Origin of the sequence: Flavobacterium sp. PL02 (assembly GCF_035013205.1) — a bacterium.
GTDB lineage: Bacteria > Bacteroidota > Bacteroidia > Flavobacteriales > Flavobacteriaceae > Flavobacterium.
On sequence record NZ_JAYGJP010000002.1, the window covers coordinates 635,480 to 658,485 of the forward strand.

Sequence of the window (23,006 nt, forward strand, 5' to 3'; positions counted from 1 at the left end):
ATATTTAAATAGTTTTATGCAAAATTAAATTTTAATTTTAACCCTTTAAAATAGGTTTCACTTTATACCACACTATGGCAATTAACTTACAGAAAGGGCAAAAAATAAATATTGGCTTATTAAATATAACGATTGGTTTAGGTTGGGATCCAAATGAAGGCACAGGAAACAATTTTGATCTAGACGCTTCAGCAATTATGATTAATTCTGAAAGAAAACTTTTAGATGAAGATTATTTTGTTTTCTACAACAATCTCAAATCTCCCGACGGATCTCTAGAACATTCAGGAGATGATCCCGACGGAAAAAGTAGTGATGGCGATGATGATGAAGCTATAAAAATTGACTTGACAAAAGTCGACCCAAGGGTAAAAGAAATTTTATTTGTGGTTACAATTGAGGATTACGAGAGAAAAAAACAAAACTTTGGTCAAGTTAGAAACTCATACATAAGAATCGTTGACAATTCGACTCGTGAAGAAATTGCAAAATATGAATTAGACGAAGACTTTTCGATAGAAACAGGAATAGAATTTGGAAGGCTTTATAAAAGAAATGAACAATGGAGATTTGAAGCTTCGGGAATAGGATACAGAGCCGATTTAGGTTACTTTTTAGAAAAATATTATTCTGGCGAAATCATCAAATAATTTCTAATACCTAATCAGATCCATTCGTTTCATTAATAATTACAAAAAACAAACTGTTTTACTATTCAAAGAAACTCGATTGAAGTTGTTTGAAACATTAAAATAAATTTGTTTTAATTAAAATCACAAGCTTGAAAATAAATTACGAAAATCACAGTCACCTTTCTTTTGATTTATGGCTAACCCTAATAAAATCAAATCCCGAATTTAAAAGCAAAAGAAATTTATTATTCAAAGATTTTTTCGATGTAGATGCTACAATCGAGAAGGTTAATGATGTTGTCCGCTATTATGATGTTTTATGCAATAATATAAACGAAAGAACGGGGCTAAATATTGACACTTACGAAATATATTACCTAATTCTTAGTGCACTAAATGTCAATATAAATGATATCGACACCACTAAATTAAAATCATTTTATAACGAGACAGAGTTGTTATTTTTAAAATACAAACCTGAACTTCTTTATGCTAATATCCCGCAACTTTTTAAAGAGATTACTCAACAAGATAAAACCATTAACTTATTAAGTAATACAGCATTCATTAAAGGAAATACATTAAGAAAGATACTTTCTCATTATGAATTAGAATCTTACTTTAAATTTCAGATTTACTCAGATGAAGTGGGACTTTCAAAACCTAATAACGAAATATTTCAATTGGTATTTAACCAAGCAAATGAAATTAAACCGATAACCAAAAAAGAAATACTGCATATAGGAGACAATATTATCGCCGATTACAACGGAGCTATTAATTTTGGATTTGATGCACATCTATTAAAATTATAAAAGTGAATAGAAACTATAGTTTACATAAAATTCTTGAGAAAGATAATTGTCCGTTTCAGGAAAAAGAATACAGCCGATTTAAGTTTGGGGATAAATTTTATGCAGAGAAATTTGCAAAAGAATTGTTTGATGGCTTTGTAGATCAATATCATGATTTAATTTTATCAAATCAGGAAATTGTCATTCTGCCAAGTCCATTTTTATCGATTCCTACTGCTTCAAACTTTTTATGTTATTATTTTAAGAAACAACTGAACAGTTTCCTATTTAAAAACAACAAAAAAGCATCTATTGAATCTAAAATATTCAGAAATCAAACCTACGTTACCGATTATGGAAATTTAGATTTTGAAGAAAGAGTAAAATTAATATCGAATGATACTTATTATATCGACAGAAACTTTATTGATGGAAAACTTTGTATTTTCGTAGATGACATTAAGATAACTGGAAGTCATGAACATACGGTAAATAAAATACTAAATCAATATAATGTAAATGGAGATTTTATATTTGTGTATTTTGCTGAATTAATAAACAAAGAGATACATCCGAACATAGAGAACCATTATAATTATTATTCGGTTAAGAATGTCGAGGATATAGCGAATATTATAAACAGCGATCATTTTCAGTACAACACTCGTATAGTGAAGTTTATATTAAGTCTCAGTGAAGATGAGTTTGCCTATTTAGTAAATAATATATCTACTGAAAAAAGCAACGATTTATTTCATCTTGCGATAAGTAATAATTATCATCAGATTATAGAATACAAGAACAATATTAACGTAATAAAAATAGATTAAACTATGGCTATCAATTTACAAAAAGGGCAAAGAGAAAACATAAATGCCCCAAAATTCACAATTGGTTTAGGATGGGATACAAACAGCAGTTCAACAGGATCTGGATTTGATCTTGATGCTTCTGTGTTTATATTGGGTGAGAACAAAAAAATAATTTCTGACTCACATTTTATCTTTTATAACAATTTAAAATCACCAGACGAGGCTGTAATACATACAGGAGATAACTTAACTGGAGATGGAGATGGAGATGATGAGCAAATAAAAATAGACTTAACTAAAATTGATGCTTCGGTAAAAGAAGTTTGCATTGTAGTTACGATTCACGATGCTATAACAAGAAAACAAAATTTTGGACAAGTTCGTAATTCTTTCATCCGAATTGTAGATGATAGCAATAATACCGAAATGCTGAAATACGAATTAGAAGAAGATTTCTCTATAGAAACAGCTGTTGAATTTGGAAGAATATACAATAAAGACGGACAATGGAAATTTGAAGCTATTGGCGCAGGAATGAAAGGCGGATTAGAAGATTACTTAAATAAATATAACTAAGATTATGGCAATTAATTTAGAAAAAGGACAACGTATCAATCTTGAAAAAAGTAACGGTACAAAATTACAAAACATTTGTGTAGGAGTAAATTGGGGTGCAATCGAAAAAAAGGGACTTTTCGGAACAAAGAAAGAACCTGTTGATCTAGATGCAAGTTGCGCAGTTTACGATGACAAAAAAAATCATATTGACTCTGTTAATTTCAGAAAATTACAATCAAACGACCAAGCTATCAAACATAGTGGTGATGATTTAACTGGAGATATTAATGGTGATGACGGATTAGATAATGAAGTTATTACTCTGGATTTTTCTAGATTATCTCCTTCTGCAAATCACGTTGCTTTTTTTATCAATAGTTTTAGAGGTCAGGATTTTAAAGACATTCCTTTTGCATCTATCCGTATCTACGAAGGAACGCCAACAAAAGTTAGCCAGGAATTTGCTCGTTACGACGTTGCAAACGATGCTTCTTTCTCTGGTAATGTATCGATGGTTCTTGGTGTTTTTTACAAAAGAAACGATGAGTGGAAATTTAGTGCGATTGGAGCTCCAACAAAAGACAAAAAACTAGAAGAAACAATTCTTACTATTCAACAAAATCATTTATAAAATAAGATGCTAGATAATCAATTAGTTACACAGGAAAATCTTGCGTTAATTGACAAAGATGGAAATGTAAACTTGGCTACAATTACCGAAGCTGAAGTAAATAGTTACAAATCGATTTCAAATCAGTTAAATGAAAACGACGCCAATTCTATCTTGAATTATGGTGCCGAAATTCAAAACTCTATCGCCAAACAAAGTGATACTTTCTTAACCAACGTTAGAACATATAACTCTGGTGAAGTAGGAACTTTGATAAACGATTTATTGACAGAATTAAATTATGTAGATATTGATCAATTAGATCAAGGTCCGTTTAAAAGATTTCTTTCAAAAATTCCAGTTCTTAATAAATTAGTTACTGATGTAAAAAAATTATTTCAGCAATACGATAAAATTACTGTAAACATTGACAAAATCAGTAATAAAGTAAAAGCTGGAATGATCAATTCGGTAAAAGACAATAGTGCACTTCAAACTATGTTTGATGGTAATGTTGGACTTATCAAAGAGATGGAAAAACACGTTATTGCAGGACAAATTCGTTTTAAAGAACTAAACGAAGAACTTGCAGTAATGGAAGCTAATACAGCACAATACCAAGATTATCAGATTTCTGACAAAAGAAATTTCATCAATCGTCTGGATAAGCGTTTAGCCGACATGAAAATTGTTCGTTTTATTATGTTGCAATCTCTAGCGCAAATACGTGTGGTTCAAAACAACAACACCTCTATTGCCGAAAAAGCGCAATCTATCTTAACGACAACAATGCCAGTCTGGAAAAACCAGCTTACATTAGCCGTTGCTTTACAAAGACAAAAACAGAATATCGAAATTCAGCGTAAAGTATCTGAGACAACAAATACCATTTTACAAAAGAATGCCGAAATGCTTAAACAAAACAGCATAGAAGTTGCCAGAGAAAATGAGAATACAATTGTTTCTTTAGAGACATTGAAAATGACAACAAAATCTTTAATAGACACGTTGACAGAAGTAAAACAAATTCACGAACAAGGTACAGAAACCAGAAGACAACTTGACGCTGGTTTACAAAGTCTTGAAACTGAATTAAAAAAGGGTGTTATAAGCTAATTGAAAATAAGAAATCAATTAAATGCAAGAGGAAGAGGAACGGTTCGTTCAAATAATAAAAGATAGTAACAGAAGACTTGTGATTTTAGAATTGTTAGCCAATTTCTTTAATCACAAGGACCTTGTTAATACCTTGATCAAAACAAAAATAATCCACTCTCTTTTTCAAAACAACCGAACATTAGACATTAATAAATTAGAATTATTTCACATTCAGTTTACAAATAGTCTTATTGATTTGTTTCAAAAAATCAAGAAATCAAAAGAGCAACAGTATCTTTTAATTACTGATGAAATATATATTAATGATGACATTGTTTCTAAATTAAAAGTCGAAATCGGAGAAGCCAAATTTGCTAAGCAAACACAAGTGCATGCTCTAAATATGTCTAAAAAAATTGAACAGCTCTATCAATTATTTGCAACAGAAAAAGAAGATTTTTTTAACTGGAATGAGATTACGATTTTTTCAGATAGTGTTCAATCCGAATATTATCGAGAAATAAATACCCAACAATACGAGCAACTCACACAAGCCAGCAATAGTTTGTACGAAAACTCGTTTGTTAAGTTCGAAAGAAAACTTTTAGGAAGATTAAACATTCTTAAATTTAAAATTAAATTCATGTGCGGTCTGGTTTACAATAATGAAGTTGTCGAGGCTTATGAATTTAGAGATTCTAACGATAAATTTATTTTTATTGCCAAAGACAAATCATTCTATTTTCTAGACCACGAAAGAGCAAAAGGAATTGATTTCTCAAAAAACAGCTCATCAAAAGAGCAAATCGTAATGGAGTTAACAGCTAAAAATGCTGATTTAAAATTAGAGCTTAGTACAATAAAAACAATACTACCAGATACAGTTCAAGAAGTATTAAAAGAGTATCTGGACAAAATTTCATCTGTAGATTTTCTTGATGAGTTACAAAATGTAGATGAACAGACCAATATTTTAAAAACAATGTTAAATATTAATATTAATTAAGAACATAGAATGGCAATTAATTTAGAAAAAGGACAAAGACAAAGCATCGACGCTCCAAAGTTTACAGTAGGATTAGGATGGGATAGTAATTCTAGCAGCACTGGAGAAAGTTTTGACTTAGATGCATCAATATTTTTAATTGGAGCAAATGGAAAAATTCCAAGCGACAATCATTTTGTTTATTACAATAATCTAAAATCACCAGATCAGGCAGTAATTCATACTGGAGATAATTTAACTGGTGCTGGCGACGGAGACGATGAAAAAATACAAGTAGATTTATCTAAAATAGCTCCTGAGGTTAACGAAATCTCATTTGTAGTTACAATACATCACGCAGATACAAGAAGACAAAATTTTGGACAAATACGTAATTCGTTTATCAGAATTTTAGATCAATCGAATGTAGAATTAGTTAAATACGAATTAGACGAAGATTTCTCTATAGAAACTGCCGTAGAATTTGGAAGAATTTACAAAAGAAATGAAGAGTGGAAATTTGAAGCCGTAGGAATCGGGATGAAAGGTGGTCTTCAGGATTATATAAACAAATACAATTAAAAGCACATGGCAATTAATTTAACCAAAGGACAAAAAATTGATTTAAGAAAATCAAGCGGAGAATCATTAACCAGCTTTTGTGTTGGTGTAAACTGGGGAGCGATAGAAACCAAAGGATTCTTAGGTTTATCAAAAAACGTAACAGATGTTGACCTTGATTTAAGCTGCATATTAATAGATGATCAAAACAAACTTTATGATCATTTATATTCTCCATTATACCGTCTTGAGGCTTTACAGCAATTTGGTTTATCCAAAGGTAAATTATTAAGCAACGATGGAGCATTAAAACATACTGGCGATGATCTTGCGGGTGATAAAGGTGGCGATGATGGTTTGGATAATGAAATCATAACCGTAGATTTGTCGAAAATTGACGCAAAAGTTACTCAGATATTTTTCTTTTTGAATAATGCCGGAAAAGAAGACTTTTCGCAAATACCGTATGCCAAAATAAGAATGTATGAGGGAACACCAACAAAAGTAATTTCAGAATTTGCGTCCTATAACGTTTCTGCAGATAGACAATACATAAACAAACGTTCTATCATCATGGGGAAATTATACAAACGCGATAACGAATGGAGATTTAGTGCCATTGGTGACCCAACCGAAGATAGTTTCTTAGGACAAACAGCCCAAAGAATACTTCAATCATATTTATAAATAAAGAAACAAATAAATCTAAATAAATAATAAATCTCAACTTAATAAACAATAATGAACGAACATCCCATTTTCTCAGAACATCCTGGATTAATAGCAATATTTGCAATCGCAGTAGTTATAATGCTATTACTAGATTTAGGTATTTTCAACAAAAAAAGTCATGTCGTAACCAATAAAGAAGCTATTTCATGGTCATTAGTATGGATCAGTTTAGCAATGGGTTTTAGTGGTTTAGTATACTATTATGCAGGTTCAGCTAAATTTTACGAATTTCAATCGGCGTATTGGATCGAGAAAGCACTTTCTGTAGATAACCTATTTGTGTTTATACTGGTATTCAAGTTTTTTGATGTACCAAATACCAACAAACACAAAGTCCTATTTTGGGGTATTATAGGAGCATTAGTCCTAAGAGCTATATTTATATTCTCTGGAGCTTTTTTAATCGAATTAACCTATTTAAACAAGCTTTTAAGCCTAGTTGGTGTCGAAGGATTTAAATACGATATTAACCTTATCATGACAGCCTTTGGATTATTCTTAGTTTATGCAGGTATAAAATCATGGTCATCAGGAAACGAGGACGAAGACGAAGATTACAACAATACAAGAGGAGCGAGATTAATTAGAAAATTCTTTAGCGTAAGCGATAAGTATGATGGAGATAAATTCTTTACATACGAAAACGGAAAAAAACTTGCAACACCACTTTTAGTAGTTGTAGCCGTAATAGAATTTACCGATTTACTTTTTGCAGTAGATTCAATCCCTGCGATTTTTGCAATCTCTAATGATCCGTTTATTCTTTATACATCAAACATTTTTGCAATATTAGGTTTAAGAGCATTATTCTTCTTACTTGATAATTTCATCCATTTGTTTAGCAAATTACAATATGGCTTAGCAATAATCCTTGCTTTTATTGGAGTAAAAATGATTATTTCGCCATTCTACCACATCGAATCAATGTATTCGTTAATTGTTATTGCAGGTGTTTTAGTAATATCAGTTGTACTTTCGGTTATGTTTCCAGAACCAAAAGAAGCATAAACCCAATATATTTAAATAAAGAAAAGACCTCAATTGAGGTCTTTTTTTATGCGTTATAGTTTCTTGATTCTTTGTTTTTAAGTAACTCCTCCCCTTTCCTATTTTACGGAGAAATCTAGTAAATCTTTAGGTTCAACATCTAGAGCATTCGCAATTTTTACAAGAGTTTTTACCCCAGTATTTATTTTAGCAACTTCTATTCGTGCTATTTGAGATTTTGTAATATTACAGTCGTCAGCTAAACCTTGTTGGGATAAGCCTTTCTTTTCACGCAGTTGTCTGATGTGAATTCCGAGATTTATAATAAAAGTTTCTTCTGAAATATTCATATTTCAAAAGTCACAAGATTTATTTTGAACATATAGGCAAATTTGCCTACAATTTATTATATTTGATGAATCCAAAAAATAAGACAATGATTACAGAAGGCTTACCAAAAGAGGTTGAAATCAGGCTAAAATATTTTTTTATAGATGTTATGGATCCCAAAGACATGGCAAAAACAATACGCCAAGTAAATCATTTGCTTGCTTTATGCTTAATGAGAGGATGCGAAACTGCAGCATCCGAAATAAAAAACATTGAAAATAATTTTTATTGGCTCAACAAATTAGCCGAAGCTCTAGATCCTTATTTAGATGTGGAGTGAAGAAAGTTTTGTTTTTTCGTCCAGTTTGTCATTTCGAAGAATGAGAAATCTTCGCTAGTAGCTCGACAATCAGGAAATAATTTGTGTTAGCTTCTCATAAAACTCCCAGCTTACACATAAAATAACCGCAAACTTGTCTTTCTGAGGAACGAAGACACAAGCGATAGTGAACTGGCGAAGCAATCTCCGCCAGTAACTCGACAATCAAGAAAACAATTTATTCTCTAATGATTTTTTTTAGGAGCTATTTCCTGCTATCATTCCAATCTTTTTTATTGTAAAAAACAATAAAAAAGGATTTTCCCTTCTATCAGGGCTAGAAATGCAGTTTTATGGATATACAAGGTTTGTACAGAAAGCATTTTCGAGTTATCGAGATTAATTTTACTTAAGTTTTATTTTACAAAAACTTACATTTCTAAAAATTCGAGAGCTAATTCACTATTTACATATAGATTAGATTTCAAAGCGTATAATCTACCTAATCCTAGATCATTATCTTTTAATTGTCTATATTCTTTTATACTTGCTAAAGAATTTGCCTTCAAATTTTCCAGACATTTAACTAAATAGTTTTTGTTTATTGTATTTAAATTTTTCTTATCAATAATCCCACATATTATACGATTTTTATATCGGTTGACTGTTGGTGATAAAAATTTTATTTTTTCTCCCAATAAAATTTTCATTTCTTCTTTTCCTAATAATAAAAAACCTAACTCATTAGGTAACTCTCCAACCGGAAGTTCTATATCTTCTATAATAGCAAGGTAGCCATTTAAAGACAATGCTTTTTTTACCTTAACTAAACTATCCTTCCAATGAGTAATATGAATTTCATGGAGAACGTTTACCATTATAATTAAATCATACGAATTATCAGGTATTTTTTTTAAACTATTAACTATTGAAGTTGCTCCCTTAGATATTACTAATTCATTAAATGATTCATCAACATCAAAACAATCATAGGTTTCAATTCTTTTCCAAGAATCATCATTTTCTCTAATACGATCAATAAGCCTACCTTTTCCTGAACCAAAATCTAGAAGTCGAATTTTATCTTTTTCTAAGATTAATTTTTGAAAAATCTCCAGTTGTGGATCATTTTTATTAGCTGATTCAAAGACTTCTGGATCTTCAAAACATTGTCCCATGAAATTTGTCATTGCCCAAGAGGGAGTTGATACTAAAAATTCAACAATTTTTTTGTAGTGTTCTTCGAAACCCATTAAATCTTCTATCGCATTAAACGGAACGGAAGAAGAAGGAGTCAAAAGATTATTTTTTCTTACTAAAAAAATTGAACCATAGTCCAAATTTGCTACAATTGACAATGAATGTGTAGCTATAATTATTTGTCCGCTTTCGCCGACTAAATTTTCTAAACTTTGAATAAGCTTAATCTGAGCTCTTGGATGAAGGTTCAGTTCGGGTTCATCAATAATAATTATTGATTCTTTAAATTTTACTCTAGGATTTATATTAAGTAAAAAGAGCAAAAGCGCATATGTAAATAATACTTTTTCACCATCAGAAAAGTCATTATAATTAAATTCTCTTCCACCTATTGTCCAATACCCAGTTGTTTTGATATTTACATGATCATCGTGTTCACTTACATCTGCTGTCTTTGAATGCCATTTTAATTCTTTGTCTAAAAAATCTTGGATTAAGCCATTTAAAAGAGTAAAACGTTGAAAAGAAACTCTTGCTCTAAATTTCTTTTCATCTCCTTTGCAGTCAATTTCATCATAAGCTAGTTTATGAGGTAACCTTTGTAAAAAACTTAAAGAGCTTTCGGAAATTAAATTAAATTCATTTACATCAACATTTTCTAACGTAGAATCAATAATGTTTTGAAATGAAACTTTACCCTCTCCATTAAAACTAGATTGTAATTTTCGTAAATCATCAGGATTAATCACTTTAAGGCGCTTAGAAATCTCATTTTTGATTGTTTTTGAATAATCATCTATTCTATTTATCTCATTCATATTTACAGAAGCTTGATTAAATTTCGTCGCTACTTCGTTCAAACGAACTTTAGCGTCAAAATCCTTCGGATTACTATTGTAATAATTTTGGGATAATGTAAACTCTTTATATAAATCAAATTTTCCTTTGTATTTTTTGTATTCATCGTGCATATTCAAGAATGCATGAGGAAAATTGCTAAAACAGTTTGAAAAATCAGTAGTCACATCACATCCAAGGAGATAATTTTCAATAGCTTTAAGGTATCTAGTCTTTCCTGATCCATTTTTTCCAACTAATGCAATAGTTGTATTGAATTTAGTTGAATAAAATTCACCAAGACCCGATTTTTCAACATCAGATAATTTTAACTCTAATACTTTTAATTTCATTTTAAATATTTATTTAGGAAGAAGAAATCGCATTATTTTTCGAATATTATTCTTAATAATTACTCAAAAGTAAAAATAGAAAACATTTAAATGATATTGTAGTAATATCTTTATCAACAACTTTAACAACAAAAAATGTAATAAAACAGAAAACTTCCAAACCAAATAGCGTGAAAATTCCTTCCGCGCCCGCTATAATGTCAATTATTTTTTATTTTAAAACAAAAAAGCTTCTGATTTCTCAGAAGCTTTTTTAGTGCGGATAATAGGACTCGAACCTACACGCCTTGCGGCACCAGATCCTAAGTCTGGCATGTCTACCAATTTCACCATATCCGCTCAATTGTGGGCGCAAAGATAATCATAACTTCTAATTTTCAAAATCCGATAGCGTGGAAATTCCTTCCGTGCCCACTAAAAAAGACACAATACAAATGCTATCTACAAAAACCAATCTTTATCGATTTGCGCACGCAATTCCAAGTTCCTCATAATAAATAACCTAACAATTTCATCACTAAATCCACATTCCTTTTTTAATACACTAAGAATTCCTATTTTTAAATAATATTTAATAAAAATGAAAAGATGAAAAAAGAGATCCTGGAGCAAATCAAAAAATTAGGCGGAAATATCGACAATGTAAAAGGCAAATCACTTCAGGAAGATTTACAATCTATAACTTTTGATACCGTTTTGTATCGCCGACCAACAGATACACCTTGGGCAACCGCCGAAGAAGAAGAACCCATTTACGGAATAGGCGATTTTATCAACGAGAACCAAGCACTTTTTAGAGAAAACAAAGAAGGTTTTTACGATGCAATAATTCAAAAATATTTCAGATTAACAGATGAAGGATTCGGTCAGATGTTTTGGCAAGTTTCACCTTTTACCCCCTTTAAAGAAGGCACAGAAGATTACGCCGAATGGAACGATGATTTTAAAGATGATGAAACAGATTTAAGCGAAATCATTAAAGTAACAAATGATCATTCGCTAGATTTTATTCTGCTTATTTCAAGTTATGGTTTTCCAGACCATTATTACATCGCTTTATCCGATCCCAATCCCGAAAACCCAACATTATTTGGCACAGATCACGAAGTCTTTTTTAGAGAAGTTTCTAACCAAGGAAACTTAGAAGATTTCCTAAACACTTTTATGACAAAAGAAGAATTGCTGGAAATTATAAAGAAAAGAATTGAACACGCTTAAATGAAATTGAAACCTTTGTTTGGTTACGCATAAAATAGAACGCTGATAAAACGGATTCGCTACCGGGAAAACGCAGCCCGTGCAAATTGTTACGCAAAAAATGGAACGCTGATGAAACGGATTCGCTATCGCGAAGACGCAGAAAAAGACGGATTTAATAATGTTAAATAAAAAATCCGTGGTTAATCCGCGTCTTTACAGAGTAAATCCGTTTCATCAGCGTTACTTTTTTTAAGGACAAACTAAGTTGAAGCTATTGATTAAACTTTGCGAACCTTTGCGTTTTTCTCTTTGTGTACTTTGCGGTAAATTTTTTTACTCAATCCCCAACTTTTGAATCTTGACCTATAAAAACCAATAATTTAGTAAAGTAAAGACATAAAAAAAACCCTTAAAACTATATTTTAAGGGTTTTTAAAGTAAGTAGTGCGGATAATAGGACTCGAACCTACACGCCTTGCGGCACCAGATCCTAAGTCTGGCATGTCTACCAATTTCACCATATCCGCTCAATTGTGGGTGCAAAGATAATCATAACTTCTAATTTTCAAAGCTTTTTTGAAAAAAAATATTAATTCTATTTTTCGTATTTTTGAAATTCTATAAAAATCAATTTAAATGGACACTATAAAAGCATACGTTCAAGAACACAAAGAACGCTTTATCAATGAGTTAATCGAATTATTAAAAATTCCATCCGTAAGTGCCGATACTGCATATTCTCAAGACGTAATTGACACATCCGAGGCTGTAAAAGCAAGTTTAGAGAAAGCGGGATGCGATTTTGTCGAAATTTGCGACACTCCGGGGTACCCAATTGTCTATGGAGAGAAAATAATCGACCCAAATTTACCTACCGTATTAGTTTACGGACATTATGATGTTCAGCCACCAGATCCAATGGAATTATGGACATCTCCCCCATTTGAACCAGTTATCAAAAAAACCGAAATTCATCCAGAAGGAGCAATATTTGCTCGTGGTGCTTGCGACGACAAAGGGCAAATGTACATGCACGTAAAAGCATTAGAATATATGGTACAAAGCAACACATTGCCTTGTAATGTAAAATTCATGATAGAAGGTGAAGAAGAAGTAGGATCTAAAAGTTTAGGTTGGTTTGTAGAGCGCAATCAGGAAAAACTTAAAAACGATGTGATATTAATTTCAGACACTGGAATGATTTCTAATCAGCAACCATCTATCACAACAGGATTACGTGGTTTAAGTTATGTAGAGGTAGAAGTTACAGGACCAAACCGCGATTTACATTCCGGTTTATACGGTGGTGCAGTTGCAAACCCTATTAACGTACTTGCCAAAATGATTGCTTCATTACATGACGAAGACAACCATATTACAATTCCTGGTTTCTACGACAATGTCGAAGAATTAACATTAGAAGAAAGAGCCGAAATGGCAAAAGCACCATTTAGCTTAGAGAAATACAAAAAAGCCTTAGACTTAAACGATGTTTATGGCGAAAAAGGATATGTAACCAACGAACGCAACTCTATAAGACCAACACTTGATGTAAACGGAATTTGGGGCGGATATACAGGCGAAGGAGCTAAAACGGTTATTGCAAGCAAAGCTTTCGCAAAGATATCTATGCGTTTAGTTCCAAACCAAGATTGGGAGCACATTACCGAGTTATTCTCAAAACACTTTACAAGCATTGCACCAGCAGGCGTAACTGTAAAAGTTACTCCACATCACGGTGGTCAGGGATATGTAACCCCAATAGATAGTATTGGTTACAAAGCGGCAAATATGGCTTACACCGAAACATTTGGAGTTCCAGCAATTCCAGTTCGTTCAGGTGGAAGTATTCCGATTGTAGCATTATTCGAAAAAGAATTAAAAAGCAAAACAATCCTTATGGGCTTTGGTCTTGATAGCGATGCGATTCACTCACCAAACGAACATTTCGGAATTTTCAATTACCTAAAAGGAATCGAAACTATTCCGTTGTTTTACAAATATTTTGTAGAGCTATCTAAAAAATAAGCTAACTGCTAAGTGAAGATTTACCGCAAAGCGCGCAAAGTCTTTTCGCTAAGTTCGCAAAGTTTTCCTATCAGGTTTTTAAAATCTGTTAGGTATAAAACCTCAAAATCCGTTCAGCAATGAGCGGATTTTTTTATGGGCGTTCTCTCCGATCGTCCCAAAGGTTCGGAACTGAATAGCTGGATTTAAAATTTCTACCATTTTTGGTACTCACAATACCTTTGCCTCTTAGCTCCTTTGAGCCTCTATTCCTTTTACCTTTGTCCCTTTGCACCTCTAAACCTTTGACCCTCAAAAAAATAATTTTGGAAATTAAAAAATTAACTCTATATTTGTAGAGCAAGATGTTATCTTGTAGAGCAAAATAAGTTTTATGAGTAGATATATCCTATTATTAATTTACATGACACTGCTTTCTGGATGCAAGAGCAATCCAATCAATCAGAAGATTGACAAAAAGAAAGAAGGCGTGTGGATAGACATTTATACACAAGATAGTGTTACATACAAATCATTTGAATACTACCGGAAAGACGAACCCGTAAAAAAATGGAAATCTTACGTAAACAATACGCTATATAAAACAGAAAAACATCAAGGCAACAGTTGCAAAGTCAAATATTATTATCCGAATGGAAAATTACAATCAAAAGGAAAAACTAAATTAGAAAAGAGTCAAGAACAAATACATTGGTTTTATTATAATGATTGGAAATATTACGACACAACAGGCAAACTAATCGAAATAAAAAAATACGACAACGGAGAGTTAACATCTACTACAAAAAACAAATAACCAAAATTTCTATTTAAAAATTATGAAAAAAATAAGTGCCATTTTTTTATTCCTGTTGGGTATTACTTCCTTACAAGCACAATCCTACAAAGAATATATCCAAAAAGCTGACTCCTGCTACAAAGGAAAAGATTACAAATCATCTGTTACATATTACGAAAAGGCATTTAAACTAGAGCATAAAAATTCGACACAATTATACAATGGAGCATGCTCAGCAGCAAGGTCATTAGAAACTAAAAAAGCATTCGAATGGCTAAACTTAGCAATCGATAATGGTTATGAAAATTTATACCATCTAAAAAAAGATAACGACTTAACAATATTGCATCCCGAGAAAGAATGGCAAAAAATAATAACCAAGCTTCAAAAGAAACTTAACATCATGGAAGCAAATTATGACAAACCTCTACAAGAAGAATTACTCTCTATTTTTGAAGAGGATCAAAACATAAGAAAGGTATTCATGACAATATATAGAAGCCCAAATTATGATAAGAAAAAAATAGATAGCATTGGTAAAATCATAAATTATAAAGACAGCCTGAACCTAATTAAAATATCCAAGATACTTGATGAAAAAGGATGGGTCGGTGAAAACGTTGTAGGCAGTCAGGCAAACCAAACTTTGTTTCTGGTAATACAGCATTCAGACTTAGAAACGCAACAAAAATATTTACCCATGATGAGAGACGCTGTCAAAAAAGGAAATGCAAAAGCAAGTTCATTAGCATTACTAGAAGACCGCATCGCACTAAGAGAAGGAAGAAAACAAATTTACGGAAGCCAACTTGCCAAAAATCCAGCAACAAACAAGCAATACATTTCACCACTAGAAGACCCCGATAATGTAGACAAAAGACGCGCAGAAGTTGGCTTAGGAACCATAGCCGAATATGCTCAAAAATGGGGAATTGTTTGGGATGTAGAAGCCTATAAAAAGGAATTACCAGAGTTAGAAAAATTAGAAAAAATTAAAAAATAACCCACAATGCAACTAACCAACTCCGAAGAACAATTAATGCAACACCTTTGGCAACTAAAAAAGGCGTTCATGAAGGATTTACTCGAAGCATATCCTGACCCAAAACCGGCTACAACAACCGTTGCCACTTTATTAAAAAGAATGATCGACAAAAAATTTGTTGCTTACAACGAATTTGGAAACTCTAGAGAATATTATCCATTGGTCAAGAAAACCGATTATTTCTCTAAACACGTAAACGGATTGATTAGTAATTTCTTTAACAATTCGGCATCGCAATTTGCTTCTTTCTTTACAACCGAAACTAATTTATCTACTTCGGAATTAGAAGAACTCAAAAAAATCATTGATAGTCAAATTCAAAAAAAGAAAAAATGATAGCTTATATCCTAAAATCGTCATTACTACTTATAATCCTGTTTATAATATATAAACTTTGGTTAGAAAACGAAAAAATGCATGGCTTCAACAGATTCTATTTGTTGAGTAGTTTAGTTTTTGGCTTAACCATTCCGTTACAGTTATTTTCATTCGATACAAAAATATCCAAGGCAATAAACGCTATTCGATTACCCGAAATAGTAATTAACAACAATGCCCAAAACCTAAATTCACTAACCAATAATCAGACAATTACTTATAGCTTACTTGCTCTATATCTAATTATTGCGCTCTTACTAACCATCCGCTTTGTGTTGAATCTGTATTCCATTCATAAAAAAATAAAATACAACAAATCACAAATCATCAATAACCAAAAAGTGGTTTTGATTGAAGATTCGATATTGCCACATTCCTTTTTAAACACCATATTTTTAAACGAAAGTGATTTAAAAAACAATCTAATCGACACACAACTTATTGCTCACGAAACGGCACATATAAAGCAAAAACATTCGTTGGATATTATTCTTATTGAAGCTATACAAATCCTATTCTGGTTTAATCCAATCTTTATACTTTACAAAAGAGCTATCAAATTAAATCATGAATTTCTAGCCGATGAAGCCGTAATAACACAATCAGAGTCTGTTTCTCATTATCAAAATTTACTATTAAAAATGGCTTCAAACCAAAGCCAAATTGCGCTTGCAAGTTCTATTAATTTTCAAATAACCAAAAAACGTTTACTTATGATGACAAAAAAAGAATCCCGATTAAGAGCAATATTAAAAACTACGATAGTAGGTTTTGCATTTGCCACGTTATTTTTTGCTTTTAACACAACAACAATTGCACAAGGAAGCAATCGAAAAGCACTGAACGAACCACCAACATTACGCGCTGATTCTACCGAAAACATTCAGCAACCAGAATTTCCAGGCGGAATGACAGAATTTTACAAATTCATTGGTAAAAACTTCAAAATCCCTAAAGATGCTTCTAAAAATAAAGTATCAGGAAAAGTAATCATCGATTTCTATGTCGAAAAAGACGGTTCATTATCTGATTATAAAATAGCTCATGACTTAGGTTACGGATTAGGCGATGAAGTTATACGCGTATTAAAACTATCTCCAAAATGGAAACCAGGCACATTAAACAATGAACCAGCGAGAGTAATGTACAAATTACCAATAACGGTACAAGAAAACAAATAAAAAAAGTAATTTAGCTAGAAAAAAAATATGAAATTAATAACAAAGCTAGATTACAAAGTTATTGTTCTTTTTACCGTACTGCTTGTTTTTAATACAGAAGGTATCGCCCAAACAATTGAAAACGATGAACAAAATGAGACTCTTGTTCATCCTAGTAAATTTGAAAGACAAGCTCAATTTCAGACAGGTATGAAAGGCTTTTACAAGATTTTCTACACCCACTTCAATGTAACTGATGCAGCATACGAAAACAAAGTTAAAGGAACACTTATGCTTACATTTAACATAGAAACAGATGGTTCTTTATCAGATATTAAAGTCAGCAAAGATTTAGGCTACGGATTGGGAGAAGAAGCCGTTCGCGTTTTAAAAAAATTGCCTAACTGGGTTCCAGCTTTATATAAAGGTAAACCAATAAGTCAAATATTTGCGTTACCAATAGCTATTGACTGTACTGATTAAAAAACGCTCTTTTTATTAGAAAATAATATTTAGATATAATCATGAAATCTACTTTACAACTAAACCATAGGATTGTTTTCTTGTTTTATCTATAAATAATAACAAATAAAAAAATCCGCTTCTTTTTCAAGAAGCGGATCAAATAAAAAACTAAAAAAAATTCTAAAAAAAATTTTCAAAAACTACTAATTAAGAAGTTTATCGGGATTATATCCAAAATAAGGCATAACCTGCTCATGAAATACTACTCCGTATTCTTCTAATTCTTTTAAAATCGGTAAATACACCTCTTTATTTATTGGTAACTGAACTCCAGGCGTTGTAATCTTACCATTCAATATCAATAAAGTGGCCATTGCAACAGGCAATCCAACTGTTTTTGCCATTGCAGTATACGTTTGATCATCTCCAATGCAAACCATTTTGGAGTCTATTTGCGTGTCTACACCATTTAATTTGTATCCAAATTTATGGTACATCACTATCATATCTTTATCGTGTGGCTCTAAAGTCCAACTATCCGAAAGTATTTTTTCAAGTATTTGAGCTGGAGTAGCATCTTTTAATCCAACAATTTTATTCGCGTTAAACAAGTCAAGCTCGACAAGTTTATCCCACATTATATCATCCTGATCTATTTTAAGAATCAAACGCATTTTTATTTCTACAGAATCCGTCGGGTGATAAGGCAAAAAAGAATTCACAAACTGACGATAACTCATGTTTTCGGAATTCTCCATTACATAACTATCATCTGTCATTCCTAATTGTACAAACATATTCCAAGCTTTCGAGAATCCAACTCTTCTTATTGTACCACGATACAAAGTAAGAATATCTTCAAGACCATAAATAGATCTATATTTTAAAGAATCACGATTAGAATACGCTTCAAACTTCCCATATCCTTCTACTTCAAGAAATTCAGTTCTGCGAAATAAATTACAATACGGGATATATTTATAAGTTCCTTCCTGTATAAATTTGGCTGCTCCTCCCTGCCCTGCTAAAACCACATTACGCGGTAACCAACTAAATTTATAATTCCATAAATTATTATCAGATTCAGGAGCTACAAGTCCGCCACAAAAAGATTCGAACAATAACATATTACCACCTTTCTCCCTAATTTCATCGATTACCTTCATGGCACTCATATGATCGATACCAGGATCAAGCCCAATTTCATTCATAAAAATCAAATTATTAGCTTTTGCTTCCTTGTCCAATGCCTGCATCGCATCACTTATATAAGATGCAGTAACCATATGTTTTTGGTAAAGCAAACAATCTTTGGCAACTTCTACATGTAAATGAGCCGGCAACATCGATATTACAATGTCTGCCTTTTGTATCGCAAGCTTTCGCTGTTCTTCATCAAAAATATCCAATGCAATAGGAGTTGCATTAGGATGTTTATTCGTTTTCTTTTCGGCAAGAGCCAAAGACAAATCACCTATAATAAGATGCAGGTTCTCCTTTTCGGACTTATCCAATAAATATCGTATCAATGACGACGCTGATCTGCCTGCTCCAATGACTAAAACTACTCTCATATTTTACATATATAACACAAACATACAATAATGTTATATTCATAACAATTAAAAAATGTTAAAAAAATGAACTATACATTATTTTAAACCAAAAATAAGCAGAATTTATTTATCCTGAAGAAAGCTAAATATTTCCAAAAGTTCTCTTAATTTTTTTTCATGATGAAAGTTTTAAACCTATTTTTGTAACAACTAAAATAATATTGTAATGGATAAAAAAATAATTGCAACAGGTGCTTTTTTCGGAATGTTAGCTATCATTTTAGGAGCTTTTGGAGCTCATGCTCTAAAAAAAGTTTTATCAATAGAAGAACTTGTAACTTTTGAAACTGGTGTACGTTACCAAATGTACCATGCATTATTTTTATTCTTTGTAGCCACAAGAAAAGAACTTTCACAAAAGACATTAAAGGTTATTTACAATCTTGCTGTAGCTGGTGTTATATTATTTTCGGGTTCAATATACTTACTTGCTACGAATAACCTTACAACATTTGACTTCAAAATTATCGGATTCGTAACGCCAATAGGCGGACTCCTATTAATTCTTGCTTGGACTGTGCTATTTGTTAAAATTATTAAACAAAAGTCATAAAATTCGTTATATAAAATTTTATCTGAAATATAATATCTAATTTTACAGTCTATAAAGTAAAACATACACAACTTATAAATTTATGGACAATCAAACGTTATCTACGCAATCGATTTCGCTAAATGAGTTAGGGATTAAAAATGCAACAATTCATTATCAGTTATCAGCTGACGAATTACACAACATTACGATACAATCAGGTCAAGGTGTGGAGGACTCAACAGGTGCATTAGCAATTAATACTGGTACATTTACAGGACGTTCGCCTCAAGATCGTTTTATTGTAAAGGATAGTATTACAGAAGACCAAGTTTGGTGGGGAAAAGTAAACATTCCTTTTGAACCAGCTGCCTTTGAAAAATTATACAACAAGGTAACTCAATATTTATCTAACAAAGAAGTATTTGTTAGAGATTCTTACGTTTGTTCAGACCCTAATTACAGATTAAATGTACGTGTTGTTACTGAGACAGCATGGTCTAACTTGTTTTGTTACAATATGTTTTTGAGACCAGAAGCAGAAGAATTAGCAAACTTTACTCCAGAATGGACAGTAATTTGTGCTCCTAGCTTCATGGCAGATCCTGCTGTAGACGGAACAAGACAAAGCAATTTTGCAATTTTGGATTTTACAAAAAAAATTGCTCTTATTGGCGGAACAGGATATACAGGAGAGATGAAAAAAGGAATTTTTTCGGCTTTAAACTTCATCTTGCCAGTATTTAAGAACACATTACCAATGCACTGTAGTGCTAATGTTGGTAAAGATGGCGATACAGCTATTTTCTTTGGTTTATCAGGAACAGGAAAAACAACTTTATCTGCAGATCCAGACCGTAAATTAATCGGTGATGATGAACACGGATGGACTAATGAAAATACAGTATTTAATTTTGAAGGTGGTTGTTATGCTAAAGTAATTAACCTTACTGAAGAAAATGAACCAGACATTTTTAGAGCAATTAAAAAAGGTGCTTTATTAGAGAATGTTGTTTTTAAACCAGGTACAAACGAGGTAGATTATGATGATATCTCAATTACACCAAACACAAGAGTTAGTTACCCTATTACCCACATTGATAATATTCAGCCAGGTTCTATAGGTAAAAACCCTAAAAATATTTTCTTCTTAACAGCCGATTCTTTTGGTATTTTGCCTCCTATCTCGAGACTTACACCTGGACAAGCTGCTTATCACTTTATTTCTGGTTATACTGCTAAAGTTGCTGGAACAGAAGCTGGTGTAGACGAACCTCAACCTAATTTCTCTGCTTGTTTTGGAGCGCCATTTATGCCGTTACACCCAACTCGTTACGCAGAAATGTTGAGCAAAAAAATGAAAGATGCCGATGTAAAAGTTTGGCTTATTAATACTGGATGGACTGGTGGAGCATACGGAACAGGAACTCGTATGAAACTAAAATATACTCGTGCTATGATTACTGCCGCTTTAAATGGAGAATTAGACGACGTAGCATACGAAAACCACGTTGTTTTTGGAATTGCAAAACCACAAAGTTGTCCTAATGTACCTAGCGAAATATTAAATCCTAGAAACACTTGGGCAAATCCAGAATTATACGATGTAAAAGCAAAAGAACTAGCGGAGAAATTCAAAGCTAACTTTGCAAAATTTGAAGAGTTTGCCAATGCCGAAATTATGGCAGGAGCACCATTAGCATAATATAAGGTCTTTACTAATTCAAACAAAAAGAGCTGTTCAATCGAACAGCTCTTTTTTATTTGCTACAGTTTCTAGTCACAGTATTCAGTACCAGTACGCAGTGTCAGTCTTCACTCTCAATGTGCTTATTATTTTTAAACAGCAATTGTATCTTAAGAGTGCAACAGGAAACTGATACTGAATACTGGTACTGAAAACTAAATACTGAAAACTTATTTCTTCACTTGCTCATCAATACGTTTTTGTACTGAATCCCAGCTATAATAATGAAACGTCATTCCGTTGCTCATTGCCACAAAAAGACCATTTTTAAAAACTCCTCCTAAATTTACATTCGTAACATCGGCACCATCGCACTCAATTGTCGACGTAGGAATCTCGGCAAGCAAAGGATACTTATTCGGATCTCCTTTAGCCCCTTCTCTAGGATAAACCATAAACGTATTAGCTTGTTGGTTAGAAACTAAAATATAACCCGTTGTTGCTGTTTTTTTATAAATGGCAATTCCTTCATTATCTGCTTTAAACTCTCCTTTTCCAAAAATAGCTAGCTCAACATCTTTTTGCTTACTCTCAGGATCAGCAACATATTTCCTGATACCAAATTGCTCATCGCAGTAATACACCATTCCTAACTCATTATCTACAGCAATAGCTTCAATCTCTTTTTTCCCACTATATGCACCAAACTTGCGAACTACTTTACCACCAACTGTTCCGTTGCCAACATCAGTTAACTGATATTGCCACAAATAACTACCCGAAGTTCCTGATTTTCTACCTACAATAGCAAATATTGCGTTATCACTTGGTCGGGTGTACAAAGCAACTCCCATAGGATCACGTAATGTCTCACCATCAAAAACAGAAATTCCACCATTATCTATGGGTTTTAAATCTGGCAAGCTAAAAACCCTAATTTTATTAGTTTCTCTTTCAGTAGTAACTGCTACATCTATTTTTTTTCCATTAACAATTAAACCATAAGCTATATCTACATTGTTAGGTCTTTTTAATGTTTCCGACTTGGTTATGATTTTACCTTTTAAATCAAAAGCATACAATCCTCCATCGGTATCTTTATCTGTACCTACAATAACACTTTTAGATGGATCTGTAGGATGTATCCAAATAGATGGATCATCGGTATCATGCGGAAGTGGTTCTGTTACCGCTGTTGGTTTAATAGCATCTTTACGAACTGGCGCTAACTTGCTATCGCAAGAAACTAAAATGGCACTCACTAAGAGTAATATAAATTTATTTTTCATGTTCTATTTTTATAAAAAAT

The 23,006-nt window shown here is 32.1% G+C and carries 24 protein-coding genes and 2 tRNA genes; 20 read left to right on the plus strand and 6 right to left on the minus strand.

Going from position 1 to position 23,006, the window contains the following annotated elements; translation table 11 throughout:
* Nucleotides 1–74: 74 nt before the first annotated feature.
* The 10 genes from SHI72_RS10740 to SHI72_RS10785 all read left to right on the plus strand — a co-directional run bounded on the left by SHI72_RS10740 (nucleotide 75) and on the right by SHI72_RS10785 (nucleotide 7,790).
* Nucleotides 75–650 carry a TerD family protein gene (locus SHI72_RS10740; RefSeq protein ID WP_323489950.1) on the plus strand — a complete coding sequence of 192 codons (576 nt, stop codon included), beginning with the start codon at nucleotides 75–77 and terminating at the stop codon, nucleotides 648–650.
* A 131-nt stretch (nucleotides 651–781) separates the two neighbouring features.
* The gene (locus SHI72_RS10745) at nucleotides 782–1,447 is read left to right on the plus strand and encodes an HAD family hydrolase (RefSeq protein ID WP_039116852.1); all 666 of its coding nucleotides are present in this window, start codon (nucleotides 782–784) and stop codon (nucleotides 1,445–1,447) included.
* A 2-nt stretch (nucleotides 1,448–1,449) separates the two neighbouring features.
* Complete coding sequence (locus tag SHI72_RS10750; RefSeq protein ID WP_039112548.1) at nucleotides 1,450–2,256, plus strand: phosphoribosyltransferase family protein; 807 nt, start codon at nucleotides 1,450–1,452, stop codon at nucleotides 2,254–2,256.
* Between the two features lie 3 nt (nucleotides 2,257–2,259).
* Nucleotides 2,260–2,814 carry a TerD family protein gene (locus tag SHI72_RS10755; protein ID WP_323489951.1) on the plus strand — a complete coding sequence of 185 codons (555 nt, stop codon included), beginning with the start codon at nucleotides 2,260–2,262 and terminating at the stop codon, nucleotides 2,812–2,814.
* Nucleotides 2,815–2,818: 4 nt separating this feature from the next.
* Entirely contained in the window at nucleotides 2,819–3,427 is a 609-nt protein-coding gene (locus SHI72_RS10760; protein ID WP_039116850.1) for a TerD family protein, read from the plus strand.
* Between the two features lie 6 nt (nucleotides 3,428–3,433).
* Nucleotides 3,434–4,522: a toxic anion resistance protein gene (locus SHI72_RS10765; protein ID WP_039116849.1), complete on the plus strand. Its 1,089-nt coding sequence runs from the start codon at nucleotides 3,434–3,436 to the stop codon at nucleotides 4,520–4,522.
* Nucleotides 4,523–4,544: 22 nt separating this feature from the next.
* On the plus strand, nucleotides 4,545–5,510 hold the full coding sequence (locus SHI72_RS10770; protein WP_323489952.1) for a hypothetical protein: 966 nt from the start codon (nucleotides 4,545–4,547) through the stop codon (nucleotides 5,508–5,510).
* Between the two features lie 9 nt (nucleotides 5,511–5,519).
* Nucleotides 5,520–6,071 carry a TerD family protein gene (locus SHI72_RS10775; protein WP_039112553.1) on the plus strand — a complete coding sequence of 184 codons (552 nt, stop codon included), beginning with the start codon at nucleotides 5,520–5,522 and terminating at the stop codon, nucleotides 6,069–6,071.
* A 6-nt stretch (nucleotides 6,072–6,077) separates the two neighbouring features.
* A complete protein-coding gene (locus SHI72_RS10780) occupies nucleotides 6,078–6,737 on the plus strand; it encodes a TerD family protein (RefSeq protein ID WP_039112554.1) in 660 nt (219 codons plus the stop codon).
* Between the two features lie 54 nt (nucleotides 6,738–6,791).
* The gene (locus tag SHI72_RS10785) at nucleotides 6,792–7,790 is read left to right on the plus strand and encodes a TerC/Alx family metal homeostasis membrane protein (RefSeq protein WP_039112555.1); all 999 of its coding nucleotides are present in this window, start codon (nucleotides 6,792–6,794) and stop codon (nucleotides 7,788–7,790) included.
* A gap of 98 nt (nucleotides 7,791–7,888) precedes the next feature.
* Here SHI72_RS10785 and SHI72_RS10790 read toward each other — a convergent pair whose 3' ends face one another.
* Complete coding sequence (locus SHI72_RS10790; RefSeq protein ID WP_323489953.1) at nucleotides 7,889–8,119, minus strand: helix-turn-helix transcriptional regulator; 231 nt, start codon at nucleotides 8,117–8,119, stop codon at nucleotides 7,889–7,891.
* A gap of 86 nt (nucleotides 8,120–8,205) precedes the next feature.
* On the opposite strand from SHI72_RS10790, the gene SHI72_RS10795 reads away from it, so the two are divergent.
* On the plus strand, nucleotides 8,206–8,439 hold the full coding sequence (locus SHI72_RS10795; protein ID WP_323489954.1) for a hypothetical protein: 234 nt from the start codon (nucleotides 8,206–8,208) through the stop codon (nucleotides 8,437–8,439).
* Nucleotides 8,440–8,849: 410 nt separating this feature from the next.
* Here SHI72_RS10795 and SHI72_RS10800 read toward each other — a convergent pair whose 3' ends face one another.
* Nucleotides 8,850–10,808, minus strand: a complete 1,959-nt coding sequence (locus SHI72_RS10800) for an AAA family ATPase (RefSeq protein WP_323489955.1) — start codon at nucleotides 10,806–10,808, stop codon at nucleotides 8,850–8,852.
* 257 nt (nucleotides 10,809–11,065) lie between these two features.
* Nucleotides 11,066–11,147: transfer RNA gene (locus SHI72_RS10805), tRNA-Leu, on the minus strand.
* 249 nt (nucleotides 11,148–11,396) lie between these two features.
* Here SHI72_RS10805 and SHI72_RS10810 point away from each other — a divergent pair.
* A complete protein-coding gene (locus SHI72_RS10810) occupies nucleotides 11,397–12,026 on the plus strand; it encodes a hypothetical protein (protein WP_323489956.1) in 630 nt (209 codons plus the stop codon).
* A gap of 427 nt (nucleotides 12,027–12,453) precedes the next feature.
* On the opposite strand, the gene SHI72_RS10815 is transcribed toward SHI72_RS10810, so the two are convergent.
* Nucleotides 12,454–12,535 (minus strand) — tRNA-Leu (locus SHI72_RS10815).
* 109 nt (nucleotides 12,536–12,644) lie between these two features.
* Here SHI72_RS10815 and SHI72_RS10820 point away from each other — a divergent pair.
* The 6 genes from SHI72_RS10820 (at nucleotide 12,645) to SHI72_RS10845 (ending at nucleotide 17,880) form a co-directional block, all read left to right on the plus strand.
* Nucleotides 12,645–14,036, plus strand: coding sequence for a dipeptidase (locus SHI72_RS10820; protein WP_039116313.1), 1,392 nt, complete (start codon nucleotides 12,645–12,647; stop codon nucleotides 14,034–14,036).
* Nucleotides 14,037–14,409: 373 nt separating this feature from the next.
* Nucleotides 14,410–14,832, plus strand: coding sequence for a hypothetical protein (locus SHI72_RS10825; protein ID WP_323489957.1), 423 nt, complete (start codon nucleotides 14,410–14,412; stop codon nucleotides 14,830–14,832).
* Between the two features lie 22 nt (nucleotides 14,833–14,854).
* Nucleotides 14,855–15,817 carry a DUF6624 domain-containing protein gene (locus SHI72_RS10830; RefSeq protein WP_323489958.1) on the plus strand — a complete coding sequence of 321 codons (963 nt, stop codon included), beginning with the start codon at nucleotides 14,855–14,857 and terminating at the stop codon, nucleotides 15,815–15,817.
* Nucleotides 15,818–15,823: 6 nt separating this feature from the next.
* Nucleotides 15,824–16,195: a BlaI/MecI/CopY family transcriptional regulator gene (locus tag SHI72_RS10835; RefSeq protein WP_039116310.1), complete on the plus strand. Its 372-nt coding sequence runs from the start codon at nucleotides 15,824–15,826 to the stop codon at nucleotides 16,193–16,195.
* A complete protein-coding gene (locus tag SHI72_RS10840) occupies nucleotides 16,192–17,418 on the plus strand; it encodes a M56 family metallopeptidase (RefSeq protein ID WP_323489959.1) in 1,227 nt (408 codons plus the stop codon). Before SHI72_RS10835 ends, SHI72_RS10840 begins: the two co-directional genes overlap by 4 nt.
* A 27-nt stretch (nucleotides 17,419–17,445) precedes the next feature.
* Nucleotides 17,446–17,880, plus strand: a complete 435-nt coding sequence (locus tag SHI72_RS10845) for an energy transducer TonB (RefSeq protein WP_323489960.1) — start codon at nucleotides 17,446–17,448, stop codon at nucleotides 17,878–17,880.
* A gap of 185 nt (nucleotides 17,881–18,065) precedes the next feature.
* On the opposite strand, the gene SHI72_RS10850 is transcribed toward SHI72_RS10845, so the two are convergent.
* Nucleotides 18,066–19,436, minus strand: coding sequence for a saccharopine dehydrogenase family protein (locus SHI72_RS10850; RefSeq protein ID WP_323489961.1), 1,371 nt, complete (start codon nucleotides 19,434–19,436; stop codon nucleotides 18,066–18,068).
* 208 nt (nucleotides 19,437–19,644) lie between these two features.
* Between SHI72_RS10850 and SHI72_RS10855 the strand changes: the two genes are divergently transcribed.
* Nucleotides 19,645–20,031, plus strand: a complete 387-nt coding sequence (locus tag SHI72_RS10855; RefSeq protein ID WP_039116307.1) for a DUF423 domain-containing protein — start codon at nucleotides 19,645–19,647, stop codon at nucleotides 20,029–20,031.
* Between the two features lie 82 nt (nucleotides 20,032–20,113).
* Nucleotides 20,114–21,715, plus strand: a complete 1,602-nt coding sequence (pckA, locus tag SHI72_RS10860; protein WP_323489962.1) for a phosphoenolpyruvate carboxykinase (ATP) — start codon at nucleotides 20,114–20,116, stop codon at nucleotides 21,713–21,715.
* Between the two features lie 212 nt (nucleotides 21,716–21,927).
* On the opposite strand, the gene SHI72_RS10865 is transcribed toward pckA, so the two are convergent.
* Nucleotides 21,928–22,986 carry a phytase gene (locus SHI72_RS10865; protein ID WP_323489963.1) on the minus strand — a complete coding sequence of 353 codons (1,059 nt, stop codon included), beginning with the start codon at nucleotides 22,984–22,986 and terminating at the stop codon, nucleotides 21,928–21,930.
* Between the last annotated feature and the right edge of the window lie 20 nt (nucleotides 22,987–23,006).